General features: G+C 36.0%; 38 protein-coding genes. 13 read left to right on the top strand and 25 right to left on the bottom strand.

Annotated features, from left to right (window positions below; translation table 11 throughout):
- Positions 1–2: 2 nt before the first annotated feature.
- Genes spoIIIAE through JFU18_RS22060 form a run of 6 tightly spaced genes read right to left on the bottom strand, consistent with a single transcriptional unit; the run spans position 3 to position 3,555 of the window.
- The gene (gene spoIIIAE, locus JFU18_RS22085) at positions 3–1,175 is read right to left on the bottom strand and encodes a stage III sporulation protein AE (protein ID WP_002067101.1); all 1,173 of its coding nucleotides are present in this window, start codon (positions 1,173–1,175) and stop codon (positions 3–5) included.
- A 10-nt stretch (positions 1,176–1,185) separates the two neighbouring features.
- Complete coding sequence (gene spoIIIAD, locus JFU18_RS22080) at positions 1,186–1,569, bottom strand: stage III sporulation protein AD (protein ID WP_078172833.1); 384 nt, start codon at positions 1,567–1,569, stop codon at positions 1,186–1,188.
- Between the two features lie 23 nt (positions 1,570–1,592).
- Positions 1,593–1,796: a stage III sporulation protein AC gene (gene spoIIIAC, locus JFU18_RS22075; RefSeq protein ID WP_000020914.1), complete on the bottom strand. Its 204-nt coding sequence runs from the start codon at positions 1,794–1,796 to the stop codon at positions 1,593–1,595.
- A 14-nt stretch (positions 1,797–1,810) separates the two neighbouring features.
- Positions 1,811–2,326 (bottom strand): stage III sporulation protein SpoIIIAB, encoded by a 516-nt coding sequence (gene spoIIIAB, locus JFU18_RS22070; RefSeq protein WP_002088574.1) that lies wholly within the window; start codon positions 2,324–2,326, stop codon positions 1,811–1,813.
- Positions 2,320–3,246, bottom strand: coding sequence for a stage III sporulation protein AA (gene spoIIIAA, locus JFU18_RS22065; RefSeq protein WP_002143102.1), 927 nt, complete (start codon positions 3,244–3,246; stop codon positions 2,320–2,322). The genes spoIIIAB and spoIIIAA overlap by 7 nt, the downstream gene beginning before the upstream one ends.
- A gap of 27 nt (positions 3,247–3,273) precedes the next feature.
- Positions 3,274–3,555 carry a YqhV family protein gene (locus JFU18_RS22060; RefSeq protein ID WP_000816054.1) on the bottom strand — a complete coding sequence of 94 codons (282 nt, stop codon included), beginning with the start codon at positions 3,553–3,555 and terminating at the stop codon, positions 3,274–3,276.
- A gap of 178 nt (positions 3,556–3,733) precedes the next feature.
- Here JFU18_RS22060 and JFU18_RS22055 point away from each other — a divergent pair, with 178 nt between their 5' ends.
- Complete coding sequence (locus JFU18_RS22055) at positions 3,734–4,315, top strand: GNAT family N-acetyltransferase (protein WP_201034307.1); 582 nt, start codon at positions 3,734–3,736, stop codon at positions 4,313–4,315.
- Entirely contained in the window at positions 4,296–4,616 is a 321-nt protein-coding gene (locus tag JFU18_RS22050; RefSeq protein WP_201034308.1) for a hypothetical protein, read from the top strand. The genes JFU18_RS22055 and JFU18_RS22050 overlap by 20 nt, the downstream gene beginning before the upstream one ends.
- Before the next feature lie 35 nt (positions 4,617–4,651).
- Here JFU18_RS22050 and efp read toward each other — a convergent pair whose 3' ends face one another.
- Genes efp through JFU18_RS22030 form a run of 4 tightly spaced genes read right to left on the bottom strand, consistent with a single transcriptional unit; the run spans position 4,652 to position 7,278 of the window.
- Entirely contained in the window at positions 4,652–5,209 is a 558-nt protein-coding gene (gene efp, locus JFU18_RS22045) for an elongation factor P (protein ID WP_002033989.1), read from the bottom strand.
- A 21-nt stretch (positions 5,210–5,230) separates the two neighbouring features.
- Positions 5,231–6,292 (bottom strand): Xaa-Pro dipeptidase, encoded by a 1,062-nt coding sequence (gene pepQ / locus JFU18_RS22040; protein WP_002015050.1) that lies wholly within the window; start codon positions 6,290–6,292, stop codon positions 5,231–5,233.
- 4 nt (positions 6,293–6,296) lie between these two features.
- The gene (aroQ, locus tag JFU18_RS22035) at positions 6,297–6,737 is read right to left on the bottom strand and encodes a type II 3-dehydroquinate dehydratase (protein ID WP_002138298.1); all 441 of its coding nucleotides are present in this window, start codon (positions 6,735–6,737) and stop codon (positions 6,297–6,299) included.
- A 55-nt stretch (positions 6,738–6,792) separates the two neighbouring features.
- Positions 6,793–7,278: a YqhR family membrane protein gene (locus JFU18_RS22030; RefSeq protein WP_002015048.1), complete on the bottom strand. Its 486-nt coding sequence runs from the start codon at positions 7,276–7,278 to the stop codon at positions 6,793–6,795.
- Positions 7,279–7,522: 244 nt separating this feature from the next.
- Between JFU18_RS22030 and JFU18_RS22025 the strand changes: the two genes are divergently transcribed.
- Both JFU18_RS22025 and JFU18_RS22020 read left to right on the top strand, forming a co-directional pair.
- On the top strand, positions 7,523–8,443 hold the full coding sequence (locus JFU18_RS22025; protein ID WP_002015047.1) for a DUF1385 domain-containing protein: 921 nt from the start codon (positions 7,523–7,525) through the stop codon (positions 8,441–8,443).
- A 79-nt stretch (positions 8,444–8,522) separates the two neighbouring features.
- Complete coding sequence (locus tag JFU18_RS22020) at positions 8,523–8,924, top strand: SA1362 family protein (RefSeq protein ID WP_002015046.1); 402 nt, start codon at positions 8,523–8,525, stop codon at positions 8,922–8,924.
- An 80-nt stretch (positions 8,925–9,004) separates the two neighbouring features.
- On the opposite strand, the gene JFU18_RS22015 is transcribed toward JFU18_RS22020, so the two are convergent.
- The 3 genes from JFU18_RS22015 to splB form a co-directional block, all read right to left on the bottom strand.
- Positions 9,005–9,652, bottom strand: coding sequence for an HAD family hydrolase (locus JFU18_RS22015; protein WP_201034309.1), 648 nt, complete (start codon positions 9,650–9,652; stop codon positions 9,005–9,007).
- Positions 9,653–9,705: 53 nt separating this feature from the next.
- Positions 9,706–10,134 (bottom strand): transcriptional regulator MntR, encoded by a 429-nt coding sequence (gene mntR / locus JFU18_RS22010; protein ID WP_001143080.1) that lies wholly within the window; start codon positions 10,132–10,134, stop codon positions 9,706–9,708.
- 133 nt (positions 10,135–10,267) lie between these two features.
- Positions 10,268–11,293 (bottom strand): spore photoproduct lyase, encoded by a 1,026-nt coding sequence (gene splB / locus JFU18_RS22005; RefSeq protein WP_242488454.1) that lies wholly within the window; start codon positions 11,291–11,293, stop codon positions 10,268–10,270.
- A 156-nt stretch (positions 11,294–11,449) separates the two neighbouring features.
- On the opposite strand from splB, the gene JFU18_RS22000 reads away from it, so the two are divergent.
- The 3 genes from JFU18_RS22000 (at position 11,450) to JFU18_RS21990 (ending at position 13,484) form a co-directional block, all read left to right on the top strand.
- Positions 11,450–11,767: a PadR family transcriptional regulator gene (locus JFU18_RS22000; RefSeq protein ID WP_000556081.1), complete on the top strand. Its 318-nt coding sequence runs from the start codon at positions 11,450–11,452 to the stop codon at positions 11,765–11,767.
- Positions 11,768–11,772: 5 nt separating this feature from the next.
- A complete protein-coding gene (locus JFU18_RS21995) occupies positions 11,773–12,444 on the top strand; it encodes a DUF1129 family protein (protein ID WP_002015041.1) in 672 nt (223 codons plus the stop codon).
- Between the two features lie 200 nt (positions 12,445–12,644).
- A complete protein-coding gene (locus JFU18_RS21990) occupies positions 12,645–13,484 on the top strand; it encodes a hypothetical protein (protein ID WP_201034311.1) in 840 nt (279 codons plus the stop codon).
- 28 nt (positions 13,485–13,512) lie between these two features.
- Here JFU18_RS21990 and JFU18_RS21985 read toward each other — a convergent pair whose 3' ends face one another.
- Positions 13,513–14,349, bottom strand: a complete 837-nt coding sequence (locus tag JFU18_RS21985) for a lipoate--protein ligase family protein (protein ID WP_201031776.1) — start codon at positions 14,347–14,349, stop codon at positions 13,513–13,515.
- A gap of 169 nt (positions 14,350–14,518) precedes the next feature.
- Between JFU18_RS21985 and JFU18_RS21980 the strand changes: the two genes are divergently transcribed.
- Entirely contained in the window at positions 14,519–14,902 is a 384-nt protein-coding gene (locus JFU18_RS21980; RefSeq protein ID WP_002034000.1) for a rhodanese-like domain-containing protein, read from the top strand.
- A 35-nt stretch (positions 14,903–14,937) separates the two neighbouring features.
- On the opposite strand, the gene JFU18_RS21975 is transcribed toward JFU18_RS21980, so the two are convergent.
- Positions 14,938–15,474 carry a hypothetical protein gene (locus tag JFU18_RS21975; RefSeq protein WP_016100627.1) on the bottom strand — a complete coding sequence of 179 codons (537 nt, stop codon included), beginning with the start codon at positions 15,472–15,474 and terminating at the stop codon, positions 14,938–14,940.
- 317 nt (positions 15,475–15,791) lie between these two features.
- Here JFU18_RS21975 and JFU18_RS21970 point away from each other — a divergent pair, with 317 nt between their 5' ends.
- From JFU18_RS21970 to JFU18_RS21950, 5 genes are all read left to right on the top strand, one after another.
- Positions 15,792–16,769, top strand: a complete 978-nt coding sequence (locus JFU18_RS21970) for a LacI family DNA-binding transcriptional regulator (RefSeq protein ID WP_201034312.1) — start codon at positions 15,792–15,794, stop codon at positions 16,767–16,769.
- Positions 16,770–16,867: 98 nt separating this feature from the next.
- Positions 16,868–17,449: a TetR/AcrR family transcriptional regulator gene (locus JFU18_RS21965; protein ID WP_002034003.1), complete on the top strand. Its 582-nt coding sequence runs from the start codon at positions 16,868–16,870 to the stop codon at positions 17,447–17,449.
- A 71-nt stretch (positions 17,450–17,520) separates the two neighbouring features.
- Positions 17,521–17,853, top strand: a complete 333-nt coding sequence (locus JFU18_RS21960) for a DMT family transporter (protein ID WP_002111782.1) — start codon at positions 17,521–17,523, stop codon at positions 17,851–17,853.
- A 1-nt stretch (position 17,854) separates the two neighbouring features.
- Positions 17,855–18,169, top strand: coding sequence for a DMT family transporter (locus tag JFU18_RS21955; protein WP_002015033.1), 315 nt, complete (start codon positions 17,855–17,857; stop codon positions 18,167–18,169).
- Between the two features lie 15 nt (positions 18,170–18,184).
- On the top strand, positions 18,185–18,442 hold the full coding sequence (locus tag JFU18_RS21950) for a DUF3975 family protein (RefSeq protein WP_201034313.1): 258 nt from the start codon (positions 18,185–18,187) through the stop codon (positions 18,440–18,442).
- A gap of 169 nt (positions 18,443–18,611) precedes the next feature.
- Here JFU18_RS21950 and JFU18_RS21945 read toward each other — a convergent pair whose 3' ends face one another.
- The 10 genes from JFU18_RS21945 to gcvPA all read right to left on the bottom strand — a co-directional run bounded on the left by JFU18_RS21945 (position 18,612) and on the right by gcvPA (position 25,905).
- Positions 18,612–18,797 carry a hypothetical protein gene (locus JFU18_RS21945; protein WP_016096117.1) on the bottom strand — a complete coding sequence of 62 codons (186 nt, stop codon included), beginning with the start codon at positions 18,795–18,797 and terminating at the stop codon, positions 18,612–18,614.
- Positions 18,798–19,047: 250 nt separating this feature from the next.
- A complete protein-coding gene (locus JFU18_RS21940) occupies positions 19,048–19,644 on the bottom strand; it encodes an ABC-2 transporter permease (protein ID WP_060749616.1) in 597 nt (198 codons plus the stop codon).
- A 32-nt stretch (positions 19,645–19,676) separates the two neighbouring features.
- Positions 19,677–20,309 (bottom strand): ABC-2 transporter permease, encoded by a 633-nt coding sequence (locus JFU18_RS21935; RefSeq protein ID WP_201034314.1) that lies wholly within the window; start codon positions 20,307–20,309, stop codon positions 19,677–19,679.
- 14 nt (positions 20,310–20,323) lie between these two features.
- Positions 20,324–20,992 carry an ABC-2 transporter permease gene (locus tag JFU18_RS21930; RefSeq protein ID WP_201034315.1) on the bottom strand — a complete coding sequence of 223 codons (669 nt, stop codon included), beginning with the start codon at positions 20,990–20,992 and terminating at the stop codon, positions 20,324–20,326.
- Positions 20,973–21,845, bottom strand: a complete 873-nt coding sequence (locus JFU18_RS21925) for an ABC transporter ATP-binding protein (protein ID WP_201034316.1) — start codon at positions 21,843–21,845, stop codon at positions 20,973–20,975. The genes JFU18_RS21930 and JFU18_RS21925 overlap by 20 nt, the downstream gene beginning before the upstream one ends.
- Before the next feature lie 3 nt (positions 21,846–21,848).
- Complete coding sequence (locus tag JFU18_RS21920; protein ID WP_044442613.1) at positions 21,849–22,223, bottom strand: GntR family transcriptional regulator; 375 nt, start codon at positions 22,221–22,223, stop codon at positions 21,849–21,851.
- Positions 22,224–22,339: 116 nt separating this feature from the next.
- Positions 22,340–22,531: a hypothetical protein gene (locus JFU18_RS21915; RefSeq protein ID WP_002088608.1), complete on the bottom strand. Its 192-nt coding sequence runs from the start codon at positions 22,529–22,531 to the stop codon at positions 22,340–22,342.
- Positions 22,532–22,601: 70 nt separating this feature from the next.
- Entirely contained in the window at positions 22,602–22,805 is a 204-nt protein-coding gene (locus JFU18_RS21910) for a DUF3929 family protein (RefSeq protein WP_000262495.1), read from the bottom strand.
- Positions 22,806–23,089: 284 nt separating this feature from the next.
- Positions 23,090–24,565, bottom strand: coding sequence for an aminomethyl-transferring glycine dehydrogenase subunit 2 (gcvPB, locus tag JFU18_RS21905; RefSeq protein WP_002122485.1), 1,476 nt, complete (start codon positions 24,563–24,565; stop codon positions 23,090–23,092).
- On the bottom strand, positions 24,562–25,905 hold the full coding sequence (gene gcvPA / locus JFU18_RS21900; protein WP_002034012.1) for an aminomethyl-transferring glycine dehydrogenase subunit 1: 1,344 nt from the start codon (positions 25,903–25,905) through the stop codon (positions 24,562–24,564). The genes gcvPB and gcvPA overlap by 4 nt, the downstream gene beginning before the upstream one ends.
- Positions 25,906–25,924: the final 19 nt, after the last annotated feature.

The following is a 25,924-nucleotide window of genomic DNA, read 5'->3' as shown; positions in this document are numbered from 1 at the left end:
TCCTACCGCATCATGAGAGTAATGTTCCCGGCAGCAATAATAATTGTGATACTTAAAAAGAACATAAATGATACGATAGCTAAGCAAGCAAATACGTAAATGATACTTCGTCCAATGATATCTAAACATTGAATAATTGCTCCTCCGCCTACCGGTTGCAATACTGCTGCTGCGAATTTATAAATAAACGCGATACAAAAAATTTGAATCGCTGGGAAAGCGACAATTAAGCATAAGATAACGAGCCCGATAATTCCGACTGTGTTTTTTAATAATCCAGATGCACTAATAACAGTATCCGCCGCCTCAGTAAACATCCTTCCTACTACAGGAATGAAATTTCCTGTTACAAATTTAGCCGTTTTCACAGCTATACCATCAGCAACGGCTGACGCTGTTCCCTGTACAGATAATACGCCTAAAAAAACCGTCAAAAAGATACCAATAATCCCAACACTAACGTTTTGCAAAAGCTTGGACAATTTCGTAACTTTATATTGATCACTCATCGTGCTTACAATACTTAATATAGTTGCAAGTAATAAAAGTGGTAGAACGATATAGTTCATAAGAAGCCCACTCGTATTCATTAAGAAAATGATGATTGGATGAAAAAATGATACAGAAACAACACCGCCACCTGTTGCTACGAGTGCAAGTAAAATTGGTAATAGCGCTAGTATAAAATCTACCATTGTTTGTATCGTCTCTCTTGCATATGTCATAACGACATAAAAACTATTTAAAGCGAAAATAATAAGTACCATGTATACGACTGCATCAGCGATTTTACTCACGCTACTCTTTGAAAAAGCAGATTGCAACGATTGCAACAATGCACTGAAAATCGTGAGCATAATGAGCGTTCCAAGTAACTTTCCATTTGCAACAAGCTCATGAAATAAATATTTTAGTAGACCTATCATCCACTCTTTTATGGAGAACTCTTTTTCTCCCTTTACAAACTCCATAAAGCTTCCTTTTTGACTCTCTGGTAAATAGCCTCCATACTTTGTAACAAGCCCGTCCCAAAATTGCTTCACATCTTCAATTCCGAGCTTATCCAATTGTTGATCAACGACGTTTGTTTCTATAGGAGAAGCTTGTACAACAATCGGTAAAGAAAAGAAAAGGAAGCAAGCAAATAATAGCTTAGCTCCAAACTTCCTCAACATTCACTCCCCCTTATCCCGTAGGTAAAAAACCGAGAATTGTTTCAATTACAACCGTCAAAATAGGAATTGCCATGACGAGAATTAAGATTTTCCCAGCTAATTCAATTTTCGAAGCGATTGCACCTTGACCAGCATCCTTTGTAATTTGCGCACCAAACTCAGCGATATAAGCAATCCCTATAATTTTCAATAACGTTTCTACATATACGTTGCTAACCTTCGCTTCACTCGCCACTCTCTCAATCATTTGTAAAATAGAATGAATTTGATCGATTAAGAGAAGAAACATCATGCTACCAATGAACACAATAAATAACGATGTAATACTAGACTTATGCTGATTTAAAACAGCAGCTAAAAATGTAGCAACGAGGCCTAATCCGACAATTTGTATAATTTCGATTCGAACCGCCTCCTTTACTGGAAGAGAAAGACACTTTTAATCTTGTCGAATAGAGTATTAATTAAAAATGCAACATGAAACAAAATAACGACAAAACCGACAAGGATAACCCAATTTGCAATATCCTCTCGCTTTAATTCTTTTAGTACAGTATGAATGAAAGCTAAAACAATGCCGATTCCGGCGATTTGAAATATTAATCCAACATCAATGGACATCGCCTTTCTCCCCCCTATAGCAGTAAAATTACGATAAGTAGCCCTGCTAGTACCCCTAAACTCTTTATCATTTTTTCATATTGTAGTTGTAATGCTTTCGCTTCTCCTTCTTCTCTCTCCAAATGTGTAATACATAAGCGAATATGTTTTTGCTGTGATTCACGATCATGTTGTCCAAGTGTTTCACCAAATTGTTGTAAGATTTCATACTCGGTTTGTTTAAACGCCGTTAACGTCCAGTTCTCCTTCAAACTATCAATCCAAGCTTCTCTAACTGTTTGCTCCCCGTCCTCTAGCCGTTTCGAAAAGCTTTGAAATATCCAATTTAACGGCTTCGGCATTTGTTTAACTAAACGCTCTGCAGCCTCAGATAACGGCGTGTGTCCATACATAATTTCAGCTTCTAATGATTGCAATGCTGCCTTCAATAACCTAAGTTGCCGCGGTCTCTCACTGTACCTTTTAGCGTATGAAAATCCGAAAAAAGTGCTAACAGCAACTATTAATACCGCACCAAATATTTTCACCATACGCCTTGAACCTTTCTATGGGATAATACTGGTTTTCCATCTCTATCTTTCACTTGCATAACTGTTCCTGGCCCTCTCGCTTTTGATAATTCCACAAACCTATCAAATACACCAAGTTCCAGCACCGCCTGTAACGATGGACGTTTCACAACATCATCATAAGAAAATCCATGTGCACTTATAAAAAGCTGAACACCTGCATGTACCGCCTCCATAATCGCTTCACTATCTTCTTTACGTCCAATTTCATCTACGATTAATATGTCTGGGCTCATAGAACGAATCATCATCATCATTCCTTCAGCTTTTGGACAAGCGTCTAATACATCTACTCGCACGCCAAAGTCATATTGCGGGATTCCTTTCACACAGCCCGCAATTTCTGATCGTTCATCAACAATCCCCACTTTACATGAAGGAATTTTCGAAGCACTTACACCTTGACTCATACAGCGTGCTACATCTCTTAAAAGTGTTGTTTTCCCCGTTTGCGGTGGGCCAATTACCATCGTGTTTAACCATCGCGATTCATAAAGATATGGCAGAAGCGGCTCAGCAATCCCTATTTTTTGACGGGCAATACGAATATTAAAAGAAGAGACATCTCGAATCATTTTCACTGCGCTTTTTTCTGTAATGACTTTTCCAGCTAGGCCAATTCTATGTCCTCCTCGTAGTGTCACATATCCACGTTTCAATTCCTCTTCCATCGTATAAATTGAGAATTGACTTAATTTATTCAATAAATGGATTGCATCTTCCGCTGTAGCGATATAGTCATAGAAAAACACTTCTCCATGTGCGATACACTCTAGTGGCCTTCCAATTCGAACGCGAATTTCCTCTAGAGTATCGTATTGTTTACAGCCTTCAACTAACTGTCTCATCGCTTTCGGTAAAACTTCTAATACTTCTTTCATAAGCTTCTCCCCACTATACTCGACTTACTATTTCAACAACGCGATAAAAATGCAGCCAATTCCAAGCGCTAGAAAAAAGAGTTTCAAGAAAGAAATCTCACTTGCTACACTCGCTATGCCAATTGTCATTGTTAAAATTAATACGGTCGGTCCAACAAACGCCAACATACCATTTATAAACAATGCTTTCTTCGCATCATTCACGTAAAGCATAAGCAGAGCGGCGAATATTTCCGCGCTTCCTGAAAACAACCGAAGTAATCCCATAACAAGCACGGATGTTTCCATTGCCGCTAGCCACTGTTTCATTCTCCCACCTTCTCCCATAACAGTTACTACTTCCTTATTCTGAAAAAGAATATATTTGTACAACCATATGCAGAGGTTGTCTATTTCAGAAGTAAAAACATAATTTTTCTCTATCGACTTAACCTAAAACTGAATATTCTAATTAATTTATGGTATATTTAATAGAAAAGGAGCATAGATGATGAAGCAAGTTACTTTATTACCGCTCGATTTACGATATGCAAATGTGATTTTTGAGCTATCAAGCAATCCACATGTAAAAAATGCATTAGGGCTAAAAGTAGAATCAGTGGAAGATACAAAAACATTCATTCTTTTTGCAATTGAAGAGGAACGAAAAAAGCACTCCTTATCAAGAGTGATTGTAAATGAAGAAAATGAAATAATTGGCCTCACCACACTTAAACATATTAATTATGAGAAAAAGCAATCTCACATTGGCAGTTGGATCGGCTATTCATACTGGGGAAAAGGATATAACGAGGCCGCTAAAAAAGAAATCTTTAAAGTTGCTTTCTTAGACTTACAACTCACATACGTATTCGCCGGTGCTAAAACGAATAACATTCGCTCTTTAAAAGCACAAGAGAAACTATCTTACATTTCATTACATGTGGAAAAACAATTTCCAGACGTACACGCTGCACTTGAGAAAGAAGTAAAGTCACCTTGCTCACTACATGTCGTATCACGCAAGAATTTTTCAAATTGGCTGGACGTACAAAATGAGGGGGAAAAATATGAAAGCATTAAAAATTAGTTTAACAATTGTAGTAGAATTAGCTATTATTTATCTTTTTTCAAAAATGGTCGGCTGGTCATTTTTGGAGAGCTTTTTCCTTGGCAGTCTAGCAATATTTGCAATTATGTGGTTAATTATTATGAGTAACTTTAGAAATAACAATATGGATCATGTAACGAATAAAACTTTTACCGGTATTGAAACTGGTGAAATACGCCCGTTTCAAATTGTTTTGACTCCATATATTATGGGTACCCTTTCACTCGTCACAGTTAGTTTTGTTATAACTGCAATTTACTATCTGCCCTATTTCCTATAAAAAAAGCACTCGTGATAATCACGAGTGCTTTTCTACTATGCACGAGAAACGTATTTACCTTCACCAGTGTTGATGATAAGCATTTCGCCTTCGTTAATGAAGATTGGTACTTGTACAACAAGACCAGTTTCTAATTTAGCTGGTTTTGTTACGTTAGAAGCTGTGTCACCTTTAATACCAGGTTCTGTTTCTGACACTGTTAATTCAACTGTGTTCGGAAGTTCAACACCAAGTACTTCATCTTGGTATGTCATAATAGATACTCCCATGTTTTCTTTTAAGAATTTTAATTCGCGCTCGATTTGGTTTTCGCCAAGTTCGATTTGCTCATAAGTTTCGTTATCCATAAATACGTGAGACTCACCGCTCGCGTATAAGTATTGCATACGACGGTTTTCGATGTGTGCTTTTTCTACTTTTTCACCTGCACGGAATGTTTTCTCTTGAACAGATCCTGTGCGAAGGTTACGTAGTTTAGAGCGAACGAATGCAGCACCTTTACCTGGCTTTACGTGTTGGAAATCCATTACTTGCCAAAGGGCATTGTCCACTGAAATTGTTAAACCTGTACGAAAATCGTTTACTGAAATCATGTAAAAAAATCCTCCTGTGTATTACAAAATAATAAGTTCTTTTGGTGATTTCGTTATTACTTCATTGCCTTCACTTGTTACAATGATATCATCTTCAATACGTACCCCGCCAACACCTGGAATATAAATACCTGGTTCTACTGTTACAGCCATACCTGGTTCAAGTACTGTATCAGAACGGAACGCTAAACCTGGTGCTTCATGGATTTCAAGACCGATTCCATGACCAGTAGAGTGTCCGAAGTATTCACCATATCCTTTTTCCGTTATGTAATCACGCGTTAATGCATCAGCCTCACGACCCGTTAAACCAGCTTTAATACCGTTCACACCACGTAGTTGTGCTTCTAAAACGATATTATAAATTTCTTTTAATTTATCAGATGGTTCACCGACTGCAATCGTACGAGTAATATCAGAGCAATATCCTTTGTAATAAGCACCGAAGTCTAATGTGACGAAATCTCCTTTTTCTATCACTTTTTCAGATGCCACGCCGTGCGGTAATGCCGAACGAAGACCTGAAGCAACGATAATATCAAACGAAGAAGATGTTGCTCCTTGTTTTCTCATGAAAAATTCAAGTTCATTTGACACTTCAATTTCAGATACTCCCGGGCGAATGAATGATAGAATATGCTCAAAGGCAGCATCTGCAATCTGTGCAGCTTCCTTTAATATCTTAATCTCTGAATCAGTCTTTATCAAGCGTAACTTTTCTACAAGCCCAGAAGTTGGGATGAATTCAGCTTCGATCGCTTCATTATGCGTTACGTAAGAGCTATATGTAAGAGTATCTTGCTCAAATCCTAGCTTTTGAATTCCAAGTTCTTTAACTTGTTTCGCAACTTCATCAAGAATTAATCCTGCATGCTGCACTATTTCGTATCCAACCGCTTGCTTACTAGCTTGCTCTACATAACGGAAATCTGTAATAAATAGAGCACGCTCTTTTGAAATCAGTACAACACCAGCTGTTCCTGTGAAATTCGCCATATATCTACGGCTATGTTCATTCGTTAATACGATACCGTCAATACCAGCCTCATCAAACGCACTTCTTAATCTCTCGATCTTTTCCATTACTTTATGCCTCCCTCAATTTCTCCATTAATGCAAATAACGCTAGCTTATAACCATAAAAACCAAATCCAACAATTTGTCCCGCACAAACAGCCGCTGTCACAGATTCATGACGAAACGACTCACGCTGATGAATGTTAGAAATATGTACTTCAATAACTGGAATCGAAACACTTGCTATAGCATCTCGAATCGCATAGCTATAATGCGTAAATGCTCCAGGATTTAAAATGATCCCTTCATATATATGTTCAGCCTCATGAAGACGATCGATAATAGCACCTTCATGATTCGATTGGAAACATTCTAACTCCACTCCCATTTTCTCTGCTTCGTGTTTCATATCTGTTTCAAGCGTCGCTAACGTTCCTTTTCCGTATACATTTACTTCCCTAACGCCAAGGCGATTTAGGTTAGGACCATTTACGAGGAGTAACTTTTTCATTTTCTTAAAACTCCTTAATATTAAAAAATGTCTATACGACATTTTAACATAGGAATCACTTATTTGAATAGTTTGTCTTCTCGACCCCTTCTCCTCTATTTGTATTATTCGATTCGAATGCTACAGAATACGAAATAAAAACACCATATAATATAAAGATACATATTGTCGTTACAATTGTTTCTTTCGGTAAATGGAGTGCACTTTTAATAACAGGTGCCATTAGCCCCATCCCCAAAAATAATAATGCCCACCAAAACAAACCGTATAGTACGCCAGGGAATACTCCTTCAAACTTTTTAAAAAGGGCTTTATAGAGAAATGCCACTAAAATTGAAAGAAGTCCCATACAAACGATACCTAGTACATTTCCCCAAACCCCTTCTTTCCAATCTCCAAATGCAAACGGTAAAAGTAAATAGTTAGGTCCAGCTTCTGTAAATGAGAATATATGAAGGAAATACCATATACCTCCCCAAAATAAGCCACCAAATAAACCAATTTGTACAAAGTTTCTTATTGTTGATTGTTCTTGATTCACATTGACACCTCCGCTCACTAGTATGCCCGAAACTATTTTGAGGCATGTTTAAATCCTGCAAAATTTGTCTATAAAAAGAATAAGAAATGTCCGACTCTCGTAACATTTTCCCTTGTCATCTGCCTGTATTTGTCGATAAAATAAAGGAAACTCGGTGATTGTCTTATTTCAAGATGACAAAACCAAGTATGACAATTGCCTCTTTTTCTACATAAGAGAGAAACAAATACAGGTTGGTGTTAACATGGCAGAAGAGTCAAAACAAATATATGGCGGGCAGGCAGTCATAGAAGGAGTTATGTTTGGCGGTAGAGAATATACTGTTACAGCGGTTCGTCGTAAAGATAAATCGATTGAATTTTATCGTTTACCACGCGTTCGTAATAAAGCATTGTCTCTACTAAAGAAAATTCCATTTTTACGAGGTATTGCCGCTATTGTGGATGCAAGTGCGAATGGAGCGAAACATTTAAACTTTGCTTCAGAACGATTTGATGTCCACCCAGAAGAAGATGAACAACTTGCAAATAAAAAAGAAGAACAATCAAAATTAACGATGGTATTAGGAGTTGCAGCAGTTGGTGTTTTATCGTTCATATTCGGTAAAGTAATTTTCACAGCAGTTCCTGCACTTTTAGCTGAATTAACGAGACCGATTTTCCCATCTCATACAGGGCAAATCATTGTCGAAAGTGTCATTAAGCTCATGCTATTATTGAGCTATATATACTTCATTTCTTTAACCCCACTTATTAAGCGGGTATTTCAGTACCACGGTGCGGAACATAAAGTAATCAATGCTTATGAGAATAATCTTCCACTGACTGTAGAAAATGTTCAAAAGCAAACTCGCCTCCATTATCGCTGTGGCAGTAGCTTTATTATATTTACAGTCATTATTGGAATGTTTGTCTATTTCCTCGTCCCTACAGATCCGCTTTGGGCAAGGGTAGTAAACCGAATTTTATTAATTCCAGTTGTTCTCGGTATTTCTTTTGAAGTATTACAATTTACCAATCGATTACGAGATGTCCCTGTTTTACGAGTACTTGGATATCCAGGATTATGGCTGCAACTATTAACAACGAAAGAACCAACAGATGATCAAGCGGAAGTTGCAATCGCATCGTTTGAAGAATTATTACGTTTAGAAAACAAACAATAATTATTTAAAAATGGTGTTCAACTCCTTTCCTCATCGTTAATATACTAATTTTAATATATGTTTTTAGGAGGTGTCCCTTATGAACGGTCGTTCGTTTACATTCGCTATATTTGTGCTTATTATCGGATTAGCAATATTCGGCCTTGTTTCATCTGTTATTACAAATCCAATGGAAGTATTGAAAAACATTGGTATCATGTTAGCTGTCGTCGGTATCTTTTACTTACTCTACAAAATGTTTACAAACTCTAGTGGTTCTGCAAATTCGCAAAGCTCATATAAGCGTGCAGCGAAACAATCGAACCGCAAACACGGGAAACAAAATGTAGCACCCCTAAGCAATTCTTTCTTGAAACGAAATGCTTCTGATGACAAGGGGAAAAAGGGTAATTCTCCATCGTTGAAAAGAAAAAGAAAACAATCTCATTTAACTGTCATTGAAGGTAAAAAAAACAAAAAGAAAGACCGTGCTTCCTTTTAGGAAATACGGTCTTTTTTTATCCCAGTTGGTGCGGGGCTAATAATCAGTGGAAGATGCGAAAAATCTTACTGATTAAAGTTTCACTTTATATGTTGAAGCACTTCTTTCAAACTTTTCTCTTTCATACTGTCGATACGAAGGTGATGGTTTTCAAATTGCAAATTTCTTGTCACATCATTAGGTACGACGACACACTTTAATCCTGCTGCCACCGCTGCTTTCAATCCATTTAATGAATCTTCAAATACAACAGCTTCTGATGGTTCAATTCCTAATTCTTCTATCGCAACTTTATAAAGAGCTGGATCTGGTTTTACCTTCTCTACATCTTCTCGCGTTTTAATCACTTCAAAATAATCTCTAATTTGTAGCTCTTCTAAAAAATGAACGACCCACTCCCTAGATGAACTAGAGGCTAATGCGATTTTCAATCCAAGTTCTTTCGCTTCTTCTAAATATTCTTTTACCCCGTCACGCGCTTTTGGTATTTTCATTTTCTCTTTATGTAAAGTTGTTACTTTTCCCTTTAATGCATGCTCGTTAAATTTTTCTTTTAATTGCTCTTTTAAATATGCATAAAGCACTTCATCTGTCGTTCCAATACATTTTGCAAATTCCTCTAAAGGTAACTCGCCGCCGTATTCACGAACAGCATCTCTGAAAGAGTGAAACCATATTGTTTCTGTGTCCACAATTAATCCATCAAAATCAAAAATAATTGCTTTCATTATTCTCCCGTCCTTTTCGATTGAAATAAAAAAGGAAACGCCACACGTTCCCCTTAATTACTTTTCTCTTCATTTGCTTTTTGAACACCACGAAGTGTTTCTACTCGAACTTCATCTTGTTCAAAGTATTGTACTAAATCACCGATACGGTCAATTGATTCCCAACTTAAATGATGTTCAATTCCTTCTACATCATTATAAATTTTGCTTTCATCCACACCGATAATGCGCATAAACTGTTCTAACAATTCATGACGATATACGAGACGTTCTCCGATTTTTTTACCTTTTGATGTTAATACAAGCCCTCTATATTTTTCATAAATTAGATATTCGTCTTTGTCTAATTTTTGTACCATTTTTGTTACAGAGGATGGATGTACACTAAGCGCTTCAGCAATATCAGATACACGGGCATAACCCTTTTCATCAATCAACAAATAAATTTGTTCAATATAATCTTCCATACTAGGGGTAGGCATCGGTTTCCTCCATCCAATTTCATTTTGCTTATTCCGTACGAAGCAATCAATAAAATGATACACCAGAAAGAATAACGTGACAAGGTGGAAACGAGCCTAAATATATAAAACAAAAAAAGAATCCAGATTCCCCTTATGTAAAATATTGAATTTCTGCATCGGGAAAATACTCATATATATAACCTCGTATTGTTTCTTCCAATACTTCTGCATCATCCTTTTGATATACATATTTCCCAATACCGTATCGTCCCCATCTATATTTCCGCTTCTCTTCATCCATTTCAAGTTTCGTATTCGGATAACGTTCTTGAATGACTTTTTTGGCTGGTTTCGTAAAACGATGTTGAATTAATTCGAACGTTAAATCTGGTATCGTCATGTCTTTTAACTCATTGTACAATCGTTCAAACAATTCACGGTACCCTTCTTCCCACCCTTCATGCATATAAATTGGCGCAACAATAAAACCAAGAGGATAATTAGCCCTCGCTACTTTACGAGCAGCCTCAATTCGCTCTTCAAATGGCGATGTCCCTGGTTCAAAATTTTTAATAACATAACGTGAATTAATACTAAATCGAAAACGCGTTTTCCCATTATGCTTTGCATCTAATAAATGATCAACATGCGAATATTTGGTAACGAAGCGTAAACGTCCATGTTCACTTTCTCCGATAAACTCTATCGCCCGCTTTAATGCATGTGTCAAATGATCAATTCCAACGATGTCTGATGTACACGCCGCTTCAAATCTTGTTATTTCAGGGGCCCTTTCATCCATATATTGCTTTGCCTTCTCAAAGATTTCATCTAGATTCACATACACCCTTACGTAAGGTTTACTCCCAAGTGTCGTTTGCAAATAACAATAATGACAATGTCCCATACACCCTGTTGCAAGCGGAATTGCATATTCAGCTGAAGGTTTTGATGTATCGAACTTTAACGTCTTCCTCACCCCAACGACAAGTGTTGCTTTTGCATTACGATACTTTTGCAATTCATTTTCCCCTGGAAAATTTCTAATTTGATTGTGTGATGTCGTTTCACAGATTTCTAATCCCATCTTCGTAAACTTCTCATAAAGCTCTTTTCCAAGCGGATATTCGAGTGCCCTCGGTTCAAAGTAAACGAGTTTTGGCATAAATGGTTTCATGTGCTTCCCTCCTCTCATTAGTATGGGAAGCACATGAAAATTAACACAGATTAAAGTTTTCCACTTCAGTAACTTGCGTTGCAAGTTACTGACTGTTATAATTCGGATAACAGCTACCTTGCAAGGCAAGTTACCTGGATAAAAGGTGGTGAAATCATGCACAGTCAAATGTTAAAAGGTGTACTAGAAGGTTGCATTCTATATATCATTTCACAAGAAGAAGTGTACGGATATGAACTAAGTACAAAATTAAATAAACACGGCTTTACATTCGTAAGTGAAGGAAGCATCTATCCTTTATTGTTACGCATGCAAAAAGAGAAACTTATTGAAGGTACATTAAAGGCTTCCTCTCTTGGACCGAAGCGAAAATATTATCACGTAACTGATAAGGGATTAGAACAACTTGAAGAATTTAAAAAAAGTTGGGGAATGGTTTCAACGACGGTAAACAACTTATTACAAGGGGAGTGATAGGGATGAAAGCGAAAGACATGGTTGAATTGAACAATAAAAAACGCGAACTTCTAACACCTGAAAACGAAGCTGCTTACGGTGATATGCTAGTATATCTCCGATTATCTAACGTACCCGAACAAAAATTAGAAGAACTTTTATTAGAAATATTAGATCATCTCATCGAAGCACAAGCAGAAAATAAAAATGCTTATGATATTTTCGGAAATGATTTACGATCTTACTGCGATGAACTTATATCAGCTTTACCAACCCAAACAAAGCTAGAACAAACTTCTTTAATCGGTTTTGTTATTAGCTTACTTCTTGCTATACAGTTTGGAATAGATGCACTTGTTTCGACTTTCATTTTAATCTTCGGGAAGAATATCGAACAATTAAGCCCAGCTTTTAGCATCCCTGGAACCACTTTGTTCGTTTCACTTATTATACTAGGTATACTTTTCATTTTATATTTATTAAAGCGCTATTCCTTTAATCAAAAGATGAATTGGAAAAGAAGGATTCTATTTGGATTCGCATTTGCTACTCCATTTTGTTCAGCTGTATTTTTAAATGTCTATTTTAAAAAACAACCTTATCTCATTTATCATCTAACCTTTTGGCAAAACGCCTTAATCGCTATCCTATTTTTTATTTTATATAAATTACTATACAAAAAATCAAATTTTTAACAGCCCTTCAAACGGCTGTTTTTCTTCTGTATAATTTTACAAATTGAAAAATTTCATAAAGAAAATAAGAAAAATGCAAAATAATTAAAGTTAATTGTTGACGTGATGCTTTTATTATCGGTATCATAAATCTTCGTGAGCAATTATTTTTCGTTATACGATTTTTTTATTATTACTGAATTTTTGAGAGGAGAAATTAGATGTCAGTTAAGAAGAAAACGCAAGTACGCACCGGCAAAATGGTACGTGAACTAATGTTAGCAGACGAAGATGTAAATGCTTCGCTAATTATGGTATATAGTGAAAACGGTGTAAACGCAGAAATTAAAATCGAGGGCTTAACGCCAAAATGTAACGAAGAATTATTTTTGAGCGGAAACGTGGATTGGAACAAGAGTGTTATTTATAAAATTGTTGATTTCACTGGGAACGCTGAGGTTGGTAAAGTTACATTAACAGCGATGAACAAAAACAATGTTTCTCTAGAAGTTGAACGCGTTATGTGGAGCAAAGAAAATAAAGAAGCTGCTGAGCAAGAAGAAACAGTTGTAGAAGCTACTCCGAAAAAAGAAGTAGTTGTAGAAGCTCCAAAAGCAGTTATACCTGCTCCAAAGCCTATTACGCGAGTAGAAACACCTGCTGCACCTAAACCTACTCCGGTACCAACGCCGAAGTCAGTAAATGTTGAAGCAGCTATAGAACTATCTACTCCAGCACCTGTGAAAAAAGCAGTACCTACTCCAGTTACAAAGCAAGAAACAGCACCGGTTACTCCTACAAAACCGAAGCAACCTGCTTTGACTGAAACAAATACAAAACTACAAGAAAATTATGTTAAACTTGTGAAAAAGACAATTGAAGTTTGTCAAGATTACGAGCTTGGCATCGACATAGATGATTCTATTGAAGGATTAAAAAAAGAGCTACAAAGCCAAGGTATTAGCGTTACATTCGACAAAGAAATTATGGACGTTGTAAATCGCCTTCGTTCTTTACAAGATAAAGGAATCAAAGTAGAAAAAGTACTTAATTTACTATAAAAATAAGGAGATGGCGGTCGCCATCTCCTTATTTTTTATAATTCCATTCATTACTTTCATACTTCTCTTTTGCTAAAGTTTGAACTTCATGAAGCTGTTCTTCTGTTAGTTCATACGGCACAAGCTCTATATCTAAACCTTTTTCAAATCCAGTTTCAAACGCTTTAATTAACTGTTCAATCGTAAATGTGCGGTCTGTTAATTCATTAATCGCTACCGCTTTAGAAGAAAACATGTTTTTCATACGCTCTTTTACTCGCTCATTTTGGAATAAAAATAGGTCGTATAACTCATCTAAATCTATTTCTAACGGAATAGAACCGTGTTGTAAGATAACACCTTTTTGACGTGTTTGGGCACTACCCGCGATTTTTCTTCCTTCAACTACAATCTCATACCAAGATGGCGCATCAAAACATACTCCTGAACGCGGATTTTTTAAATTCTCACGATCCGCTTCTGTTTTCGGAACTGCATAATACGCTTCTAATCCTAATGCCTTAAAACCGTCCAATAAGCCTTGCGAAATAATTCGGTATGCTTCTGTAACTGTTTTTGGCATATTCGGATGATCTTCAGACACAATAACACTGTACGTTAATTCTTTGTCATGTAGTACACCCCTGCCGCCTGTTTGACGACGAACGAATCCATATTTTTTTTCGTTAACTACATCCATATTTATATCTTTTTCAACACGCTGGAAATACCCGACTGTTAATGTTGGTACTTCCCATTCGTAAAAACGAATTGTTGGTGGCATTTTCTTTTCACTTTGCCAATTTAATAAACATTCATCTAACGCCATATTAAATGCTGGTGAACATTGACCAGAGTTAATATAACACCATTTTTCTTTTCCCATCCTGCACCTCATATAACCAATTATTTTTCACATTCTCTAGTCTACCAAATTCGACAAAATTTGTGAAAGAATACGAAATTTCTTCTTATATACAAATGAATCTGTTGCATAAATACATACGGGCATTATAATATTGAAAGTAGGATAAGAAAAAAGGAGCGATAGAATCGTGTCAACAAACTTGATTATTATACTAGCCGCAATTGCAGCATTCATCGGCTACACTGTATGGATGTATTTCTATCAGAAAAAATTAATTAAAACACTTTCAGAAGAAGAATTTCGCGCTGGCTACCGTAAAGCACAGCTTATCGATATTCGCGAAGCAGATGAATTTAACGCGGGACATATTTTAGGTGCGCGTAACATTCCATTATCACAAATTCGCCTTCGCCACAAAGAACTTCGCCAAGATCAACCGGTTTATTTATATTGCCAAAGCGGATTCCGTACAGGTCGTGCAGCTCAATACTTAAAAAAACAAGGCTACACAGATTTCTACCAATTAAAAGGTGGATTTAAATCTTGGTCAGGAAAAATTAAAAAGAAATAACATACAAAAACTAGCTGCACGATACAGCTAGTTTTTTATTCCATATTGTTCGCAATGTACAGTAGATTTTGTTTAATCACATCTTCATCTTTCTCATCTACATTACGGTATAATAGCTGATATTCAATCCCCTTCTCTTTCCATATAAGTGTAGCAAATTCGTCCCCTCGCTCGTAATCATCCTTATTTTTAAAATAAGCAGGTGCTCCATTATTCAATTTCATTTGTTCTTGAAATCGATTTTCTTCTACGAGGTATGGAAAACTGTAAGAAAAGTTGGCCACTGTTAATTCTATATAATCGTGCCTTCCTTTCTCTTGTTGCTTATATTTAATCGTTAAGACAGCATTCTTCTTTCCCATCGTTCTTACCTCTCCCTGCACATCACTCGTAATGTCATAAGGTAAAAACGTTGGAACTTTAAACTTTGCCGGAAAATATTTTGGAAGTTCCTTTAGCGGAATCGGATCAGTAACACGGTCCTTAGCCCCTCCTGTTGTTCCTACAAATGTTTTTTCTTCTTGCATCGTTTGCTGAAATGAACATGAGCTAAGTATTACACTAGAAAACACGAAACAAATGATTCCTTTTTTCAATTTGTTTCCGCCCTTTCATACCGCTCTCTTAACGAGTGAAGCGTTTATACTCTCTACTATTCGCTTCGTTATCAAACGCCTCCTCCGAAAACTTTCCACGTTATTCTCACACATTCTGACAAAAATTCTTTGCAGACATACAAAAAAGACCCCACTATTCTTACGCCCAAATAAAAAGGTTACGCGAACAACAGAAGTCATGCTTATAACATAGATTGTGAAAAGCTTTTCAGGTCAAGATTTTTTTCATTCTTATTATTTTCCCCTTATAATTAAGGAAAGAGGTGATACATATGGCCAATATAAAACAAATTGCAAAAACTGCTGGTGTATCTATATCAACTGTTTCTCGTGTCCTTAATAATCATCCTTACGTAAAAGAAGAAAAGCGTAAGCGTGTTTTAGATGCAGTTGAAGAATTAAACTATGCAAAAAATATAAATGCTATCCATTTAATAAAGGGTAAAACATATACAATTGGCGTTATGCTACCTTTTATTAATCTTCCGTACTTTAGCACGATCATTGAAGGAATCGGAAACGAAGCGTTAGCAGCTGGATATCATATTAATTTATGCCAAACGAATTACGATAGTATTGAAGAAATTCGCGTTCTTGAAATGATGAAAATGAAGCAATTTGACGGGATGATTATTTGCTCTCGTACGAGTTCATGGGAACAAATTGAACCGTTCGCAAAATTTGCCCCTATTATTTCATGTGAAAAAATGAAACATCCCCTCATTTCATCTGTCTATGTAGATCATTACGAAGGATTCCGCCTTGGTACTTCCTATTTACTCAGTAAAGGTCATGAAAAAATCGGCATTTGTTTAGCAAGAAAAACAAGTGTTAATTCAATCGAGCGTGAAAAAGCTTTCGCCGATACTCTTCGTCACGAAGGAAAAACAGTACACCCTGATTGGATTTTCCATCAATGTTATACGATGCAGGACGGGGCAAAAATACTTCATCGTATTTTAAACATGAAAAATCATCCAACCGCTATTTTTACAGCGAACGATCAAGTAGCTGCTGGTTTATTAACAGAGGCAAAAAAACATGGCATTCGCATACCTGAAGACCTCGCTATCCTGGGATTTGATAACCATGAAATTTCAAAAGCATTAGAAATTACAACTATTGAGCATCCCGGGCTCACAATGGGATCACGTGCTTTTTCTTTATTTCATAAACAGATACAAAACGAACACATTATTGGAAACTCAGAAGAACTTTCATTCCATTTAATTGAGCGAAAAACAGTCTAGAAAAGAGTGCCAACCATAGCACTCTTTTTTCAGTTCTTCACCTATTGACTTTATATTTTTTATCTCATATAATGAACCTAACGAACGGTAGGTAGGGGATGAAAATGACAGCAAACCGCATTAAAGCTGTAGCACTTTCTCATTTCGCACGCTACGGCTACGAAGGAACTTCATTAGCAAATATTGCTCAAGAAGTTGGGATTAAAAAACCATCGATTTACGCACACTTTAAAGGAAAAGAAGAGCTATATTTTACATGCTTAGAATCCGCTCTTCAAAAAGATTTACAAAGCTTCACTGACGATATCGAAAATTTTTCAAAATCGTCTACTGAAGAATTGCTAGTAAATCTGTTAAAAGGTTATGCAAAACGATTTGGTGAAAGTGAAGAATCAATGTTTTGGTTACGAACTTCTTATTTTCCGCCGGATGCATTTCGCGAACAAATTATTGATAAAGCGAATGTACACATTGAAAATGTCGGAAAACTTTTATTCCCTGTGTTTAAAAGAGCAAGCGAACAAGATGAACTGCATAACATTGAAGTAAAAGACGCTTTGGAGGCTTTTTTATGCTTACTTGACGGTCTTATGGTTGAACTACTATACGCAGGTTTAAATCGTTTTGAGACACGTTTAGAAGCTTCTTGGAAAGTATTTTGGCGCGGACTTTCAAACTGACGGATTGCTCCTTTGCAATGCGTCGTTTTTAAGCCCTTTGCCTAACGACTGGTAGGAAGGAGAAATGACATATGGCATGGATTTATGTAATCATAGCTGGTATTATTGAAATCTTTTGGGTGATTGGACTAAAAAAAGCGGAGGCACCACTTGAGTGGGCTGGTGTTGCTCTATTAATTACAATTAGTTTCGTCTTATTATTTAGAGCTTATAAAGATTTACCTGTTGGTACTGTTTACGCAGTCTTCACTGGAATTGGAGCAGGTGGAATCGTTCTTACCGAGATTTTCATTTTCGGAGAACCATTCTCTATTGTAAAAGTATTATTAATTGGTTTAATCTTCTTCGGAGTAATCGGCTTAAAACGAGTAACAGAAGAAAAAGAATCGAAGGAGGCTGCATAAAATGGCTTGGGTATTTTTAATTCTAGCTGGTATTTGTGAAATTGTTGGTGTACTCTTTATGAAAGTAGCCACTGAAAAGAAAGGCTGGGCACCAAAAGTTATTTTAATCGCTAACTTCGGCGTAAGTTTCTTCTTCTTATCACTTGCGATGAACACATTACCGATGGGAACTGCTTACGCAATTTGGACTGGAATCGGAACTGCTGGAAGTGCACTTCTAGGTATTCTTATTTTCCGCGAGTCAGCGGATTGGCGCCGCCTTGCCTTCTTAAGCTGCATTCTGTGCGGCGCTGTTGGCTTAAAATTATTAGGCTAACGTGAGGTGAATGTCATGTGGAAAGAAAAAGGAAAACAAATCTTAACATGGATCACACTTGGGATTATCATTCTATTGCAAATAAGTTTTCATATAATAGAATGGTTGTTTCATAAAGTAATATCCATTCTTACATTCCTTCCTAACATGGCACTTGAAATTGCATCTATCGTTTGGTCAATTATTGCCTCCATTACTATCGTAATTATATGGATCATCGCCAAGCTTTGGAACAAGTTATTTAAAAAGGACAGTTCTTCTGAAAAGAAGTAACTGTCCTTTTTTATCCCGCTATTCGCGGGCAGTAAGACCCCCACCTCAAAATTCGGCGAATGCGAGAGAGTTAGGTGGGAGATCAACTGCCCGTAAACGCCCGATTGGTGAAGGCTAATAATCAGTGGGGATGGACAAAACCCCCACTGATTAAAGTTTCACTTTATATTCATTCAGATTTTCTATAGAAATTTGATGCGATCAGACAAAGCAGACCAGCTATGACAACACTCATACCAATCCCTTTATGCAAATTAGGAAATGGCGATGGTATATCTGAGTAAAAATTTGCTAATATGAGACCAATTGAAAATAAAAGGACTCCTATTCTATATAACCATTTTCTTTTTTTCATCATTCTCCCTCCTAAAATTTTTCATACCCTTCTTTCTTTGGGACATACTACCTAAAAAAGGAGTGGGTTATATGCAAAATTCTATACATAAGCAGATCCTGTTTTTATTTTTCCTCTTTCTCATTTTCGTTATCGTTTTCAGCTTTATATTACATACTCCGAAAGATGTTGTACCGAATAGCCTCTCTGTTTATAAACTCTTACTTTCATATTGTCGTTATTAAAGAAGGTGCCTTTTATGAGGCACCTTTTAAAATTCTCTCTTCTCATACAATTTCACTGAAACGAAGATAGATACTATGAACATGCATATTGAACTAACGAATAACACGCTGTTGTATAGTTGAATTTGTTCCAGGTTGATTTGAAACAAAGTTTCTAAAATAACAATCGGCGCCATGAATATTACTATCGTAATAAAAATAGTTTTTTTATACCCTAGCCAAAACGATATCGGTAAAACAAAACTTAAATACACTAAAATAAAGCTAATACTAGCAACCATTGTCGTTTCAATAAATTCAAATAGGTTAACCCCATTCTTCATTCCCATCGTGAAACAACCGACCGTTACGCTTATAAAAAGAATAATAATTGCTACTATATATTTCGCAAATACAATTTGTTTTCTCAATATTGGTAAACTATTTACTATAACTTCACTCTCATTTTTACTATCTGCTTCAAATGTTTTTACTGTTGCCCCAATTGTAATAATTACTGACATAATTATGAATAGATTTTCCGTATCTGTTAAAGCCATATAAAAGAGAATAGGATAGAGTATGTACCAAATTAAAAATTTCCATTGAATGATGAAATCTTTTAAAATTAATTGCTTGATCATGTATTACACCTCCTAATATGAAAATGTCCCTTCTATAACTCTGCCTCCTGAAACATTTTCATTGAGAGAAACATTGATATGACTATACTTACTAACACTCCGATACCAAGAACACCCATTGCTAGTGTAGCCTCTTGAGAGTGGAGTACTTTTAACATAATTGTTTTATCACCAAAAATATTGCACATAAGACCAATCATACCCATTAAAGGAAATAGCATAATCACATTCAAGACAGTAATAGCTTTATATCCCCCAATGTAATTAGCAGGTATCGTTACTACACAATAAATTAAAGTTGCTACTATTGCTGAAAACACTGCATATCCAGGCATAACTATATCTCTGTTCAACAAAATATTTCCTAATATTACGACTATAGAAGTTATACTCAAACCGACTATACTAAATAATGTGCTTGAAATATATTTAGCTATAACTATCTCTTTTCTCATTATAGGCAAGCTCACTAATACTTTTTCTGCTTTACTTTTCTCGTCATAATAAAAAGAAATATATATAATCGTACTACATGTTATAAATAATCCTATTGCAATCCCCATCGGGTCGACGAAATTCTTAGAAATAGATAAAATAGGTATTAAAAAATAGAAAGGAAACATCTTCTTCTGTAAGAAAAACTCCTTCAAAATCAACTGTTGCATCTGAATTCTCCTCTCTATAAATCACGCGCTTCATAAATTTTGATCGTAAGAAACATAGAAGCTATATAAATACTAACTAATGTAATGAATCCAATTATAAATACACCAATATGAATAGGATTCATAATCCACTCAATGAATGAAGGTGTTGTTTCATTCAGCCCATCACTAATAAATATCCAAAGTATCCCCCCAACTATTATTGACGCTGCTGCTATTATACTTATTACCGCCTTCGATTTTGTAACATAATAAATAGGGAAAAAGGTGACCATCCAAAATACGGCGTAAACAGCCCCATTTACTACTCCATACCACGGAATTTCAATATACAAATTAGGATGATATGCACCGATATCATCAATAACAGCGATACCTCTTATAAGAAAAACAACTAGCATAGTGGAAACCATGCCCCCTACAATGAATATTGCACAGGAAATATATCTAGCAATAATGATATCCTTTCTGCTTAACGGTAAACTATTTATAATAATGTCACTTTTATTCCTTTCATCCATAAAGATTAACGTCATAACGGAGGAAAGAGTTATAAATAGACAGCTCATCGGAAATAACATTTCACCATCTGGCTCTAATATAAAGAATAAAAGAGGCATACTCAGATTCACTAACCAAGTTACCCGAAAAAAGAACAAATCTTTATATATGAGCTGACGCATAAGCACCTCTCCCTTTCGCGGTGTAAACGATAATATCATCTAATGTAGGCTTTTCTATTACAACCTCATTTCCAAACCAATCGATAATTGCTTGTTTATCCTTCGCTAAACCTTCGAAACCAAATTTATTTTTTCGTAATCCAACAAATAGCTCTTTTCCTTCTCGGTCTAATAAATCATTACTTCCCTTTACGATTACGTAGTTCCCCATTAGTTCATCTTTCTCACCAGTAAATATAATTTCTCCATCGTTAATGAACGTAATATAATCTGCGATGCGCTCTAAGTCTGTTGTAATGTGTGTTGAGAATAATACAGATACTTCATCTTCCATTACAATCTCTTGCAGCATATCAAGTAATTCACTTCGAACAACTGGGTCTAATCCTGCTGTTGGTTCATCCATAATAATGAATTCCGCATGGTGTGAAAGTGCGATTGCAATCGCAAATTTCATTTTCATCCCTTTGGATAACTCTTTAATCTTTTTATACGTTGGAACTTGTAATCTCTGCATATACGATTGATACTGCTTTTCGTCCCACTTTTTATATAACGGTGCAATAATCCGTTTCATTTGCTCACACGTTAAATCTTCGTAATAATGATTTTCATCATATACAAAACCAATATTTTGTTTTATTTCCTTTTCGGCTTTCTTATTGTCCTTACCAAAAATTTTTATATCACCGCTCTCTTTTCTGATTAAATTCATAATCATTTTGATCGTCGTACTTTTTCCAGCTCCATTCGGTCCGATAAATCCCATAATATATCCACGTGGCAATGTAAAACTTACATTTTTCACTGAGAAATCTTGATAAGTTTTACAAACGTTTTTTAGCTCTAACATCTCTTATTCCCCCTTGTATAAACACGCAATCATCTGTTGCAACTCTTCCAGTGAAAGCTGCAACACTTTACTTTCATTCACAATCTCTTCTACTTTACTTTCCAATAGACGTAGCCGCTGTTCTTTTAATAGTTCATTATTTTTATGTGAAACATAAGTCCCCTTCCCAGCAACAGTTTCTATATATCCTTCTTTTTCAAGCTCCTCGTACGCACGTTTCGTTGTAATTACACTAATTTGTAATTCCTTCGCTAAGCTACGAATAGACGGTAATTGGTCTCCACCCTTTAAACCACTATTTAAAATAAGCTGGCTTAATTGTTTCCTTATTTGCACATAAATAGGGTCTTGGGAAGAATTCGAAATAATAATATTCATGTTTTCCTCCAGTGTGTATATACTGTATATACCTTATATACACAGTATATACAAAACATCCTATTTTTGGCAAGAAAAAAAGACCAACATTTTTCTGTTGGTCTTTCGTATATGTATCACTTTTCAAAGCGATCTAACATTTCGTCTCTCATTCCGAAACTAACAACCGCAATTCCTACATACATAAAAAGAAGGAATGCTGGATGAACTGTATTGTACCAGCTGCTATCAACAATTAAATAAATCGTTAATGCCACAACAAGAACAAACGCTAAAATAAACATATAAAAGTGTCTTGTATTACCCATGATAAACTCCTCTCTTCTCTCTTCACCATTCAACAGTATATTGTATCGAATAATTCGATATGACTCAAGGTTAACTTTCTGTTATGTAATCAAGTTCTACCTTTACAATGTCCTCACACGCTATTGAAATGATTGTTCCTTGTTTATCAATCGCTGTCACTTCTCTATTATCCATTACACGGTGCGCTACTCTTTCTAACACTTTCCCTTGGTCTCGGTAACAAAATTCTTTTACATCTTTAATTGTTTCTCCATTTTCTAAATGGTATACCATTCTATAACATCGATATCCCACGCTTCCACCCCCGTCTTGCTCGTTTTTTCACATATACATAAAAATGAGTAATTTCTACCTCATCACATCTTCTTAATTTCAATAAAATTCTAACAAAAATAAATACTTTTATCAAACCGACTTTTTCAACAAAAACACCTATAAAACCGCATCTTTACAGCAATATGAAACAAAAAATATAAATTTTTAACATTTTTTTCATTCTATCCGCACCAATGTTGCAAAAAAAAGAACCCGCATGTAGCGAGTTCTTTTTTTTCCAATCACACTTGTACAGGTGCTAGCTTTTCATAACGTAAAACTGGTTTACGAGCAGCCAATGTTTCATCTAAACGTTTTATTACTGTTGTATGTGGTGCTTCTTGTACAACTTCTGGATTTTCTTCTACCTCTTTAGCAATTTGAATCATCTTATCAATGAAACCATCTAATGTTTCTTTTGATTCTGTTTCTGTTGGCTCAATCATAATACATTCTTCCACATTTAATGGGAAGTAAATTGTTGGTGGATGGTAACCGAAATCAAGCAGACGTTTTGCAATATCTAATGTACGTACACCAAGTTTCTTTTGACGACGACCTGATAATACAAATTCATGCTTGCAATGTCTATCGAACGGAAGATCATAGAATGGTGCTAATCTTCTCATCATATAGTTCGCATTTAATACAGCATACTCAGTTACTGCACGCAAGCCATCTGGGCCCATAGAACGAATATATGTGTATGCACGAACGTTAATTCCGAAGTTACCATAGAATGGTTTCACACGCCCAATTGCTTCTGGACGATCATAGTTAAAGTGATAGCCATTTTCTGTTTTCTCTAAAATCGGTTTTGGTAAGTACGGAATTAAATCAGCTTTCACACCTACTGGACCAGAACCTGGGCCACCGCCGCCATGCGGACCTGTAAATGTTTTATGAAGATTTAAATGCACAACGTCAAATCCCATATCTCCTGGGCGTGCTTGGCTTAATACCGCATTTAAGTTTGCACCATCATAGTATAATTTACCGCCTGCGTTATGGACGATTTCTGCCATTTCTAAAATATTTTCTTCGAATAGGCCTAATGTATTTGGATTTGTTAACATAAGTGCTGCTGTTTCTTCGTTTACAACACGTTTTAAATCATCTAAGTCAACAAGACCATGTTCATTTGATTTCACCGTAATTGTTTCAAAACCAGCTACTGTTGCAGACGCCGGGTTTGTTCCGTGAGCAGAGTCAGGAACAATTACTTTCGTACGGTTAAAGTCACCGTTCGCTTCATGATATGCACGAATCAACATTAATCCTGTCCATTCTCCGTGTGCACCAGCTGCTGGTTGTAACGTAACAGTATCCATACCTGTAATTTCAATTAAATGTTCTTGTAAGTCATACATTAATTCCATTGCACCTTGCACTGTTTTTTCATCTTGAAGTGGATGAATATTTGCAAAGCCTGCGAAACGAGCTACGTTTTCATTAATTTTCGGATTATATTTCATCGTACAAGACCCAAGTGGATAGAATCCAGAATCCACACCGTGGTTACGGTTTGAAAGCGCTGTGTAATGGCGCATAATATCAAGTTCAGATACTTCTGGAAGCTCTGCATCTTCTACTCGAATATAATCACTCTCAAACACATCTTCTAATTTTACTTCTTCTACATCTAATTTGGGTAAGCTATATCCTACGCGTCCTTCTTTAGTCACTTCAAAAATAAGTGCTTGGTCTTGGTTCTTCATTGGATAGCCCCCATTTCGTTTACAAGTGTGTCAATTTCCTCTTTTGTACGAAGCTCTGTTACCGCTACAAGCATATGGTCTTCATGCTCTTTATAATCACGGCCTAGGTCGTAACCACCGATAATATTCTTTTGTATTAATACATCATTTATTTCTTTAACTGGACGTTTACAATCTACAACAAATTCATTAAAGAATGGTCCAGCGAACGTTACTGTGAAACCTTTCGCTTCAAATTGACGTTTTGCATATTGTGCTTTAGAAATGTTTTGACGTGCCATTTCTTTTACACCTTGTTTGCCAAGTGCCGTCATTGCAACAGAAGCTGCTAATGCATTTAACGCTTGGTTTGAACAAATGTTAGACGTCGCTTTATCACGACGAATATGCTGTTCACGTGCTTGTAACGTTAATACAAATCCACGTTTACCATCTGAATCTACAGTTTGTCCGACAAGACGTCCTGGAATTTTACGCATAAATGCTTTCGTTGTTGCAAAGTAACCACAGTGCGGTCCACCAAACTGCGTTGGGATACCGAATGGTTGTGCATCACCGATTACAACATCAGCACCGAATTTTCCTGGCGGTGTTAATGCGCCTAATGATAATGGATTTGAAGAAACGATAAATAATGATTTTTGTTGATGAACGATTTTTTCGATATCAGCTAACTTTTCCACTTGTCCGAAGAAGTTTGGATATTGAACGATTACACAAGCAACTGTATCATCTACTTCACTTTGTAATACTTCTAAATCTGTTACACCGTTTTTATGATCAATTTCAACAACTTCAAGATTTTGACCTTTTGCATATGTTTCAAGTACTGCTCTTGATTCTGGATGAACTGCCTTAGATACAAGAATTTTCTTTTTACGAGTATGACCAGCTGCTAGCATTGCCGCTTCAGCTAAAGCTGTACCTCCGTCATACATAGAAGAGTTTGCTACATCCATTCCTGTTAATTCACAAATCATTGTTTGGAATTCAAAAATTGCTTGTAATTCCCCTTGTGAAATTTCTGGTTGGTATGGTGTGTAAGCTGTATAAAACTCTGAACGAGAAATAACATGATCAACAATTACTGGAGCGTAATGATCGTATACACCTGCTCCTAAGAAAGAAGCATATTCTTTTAAGTTCGCATTTTTGCTAGCCATTTGAGATAGCTCTTTTAAAAGCTCTGGCTCTGATTTTGCTTCTTTAATTTTTAAATCCCCTTTAAAACGAACACTCTCTGGAATATCAGAGAATAACTCATCAATCGTTTGAACGCCGATTGTTTGTAACATTTCTTTTTTGTCTTCTTCTGTCATTGGAAGATAACGATGCAACATGAAATCTACCCCTCTCCCC

The organism is Bacillus sp. TH22, assembly GCF_016651015.1.
GTDB classification, from domain to species: domain Bacteria; phylum Bacillota; class Bacilli; order Bacillales; family Bacillaceae_G; genus Bacillus_A; species Bacillus_A mycoides.
This window is presented reverse-complemented; position numbering and strand designations above follow the sequence as displayed.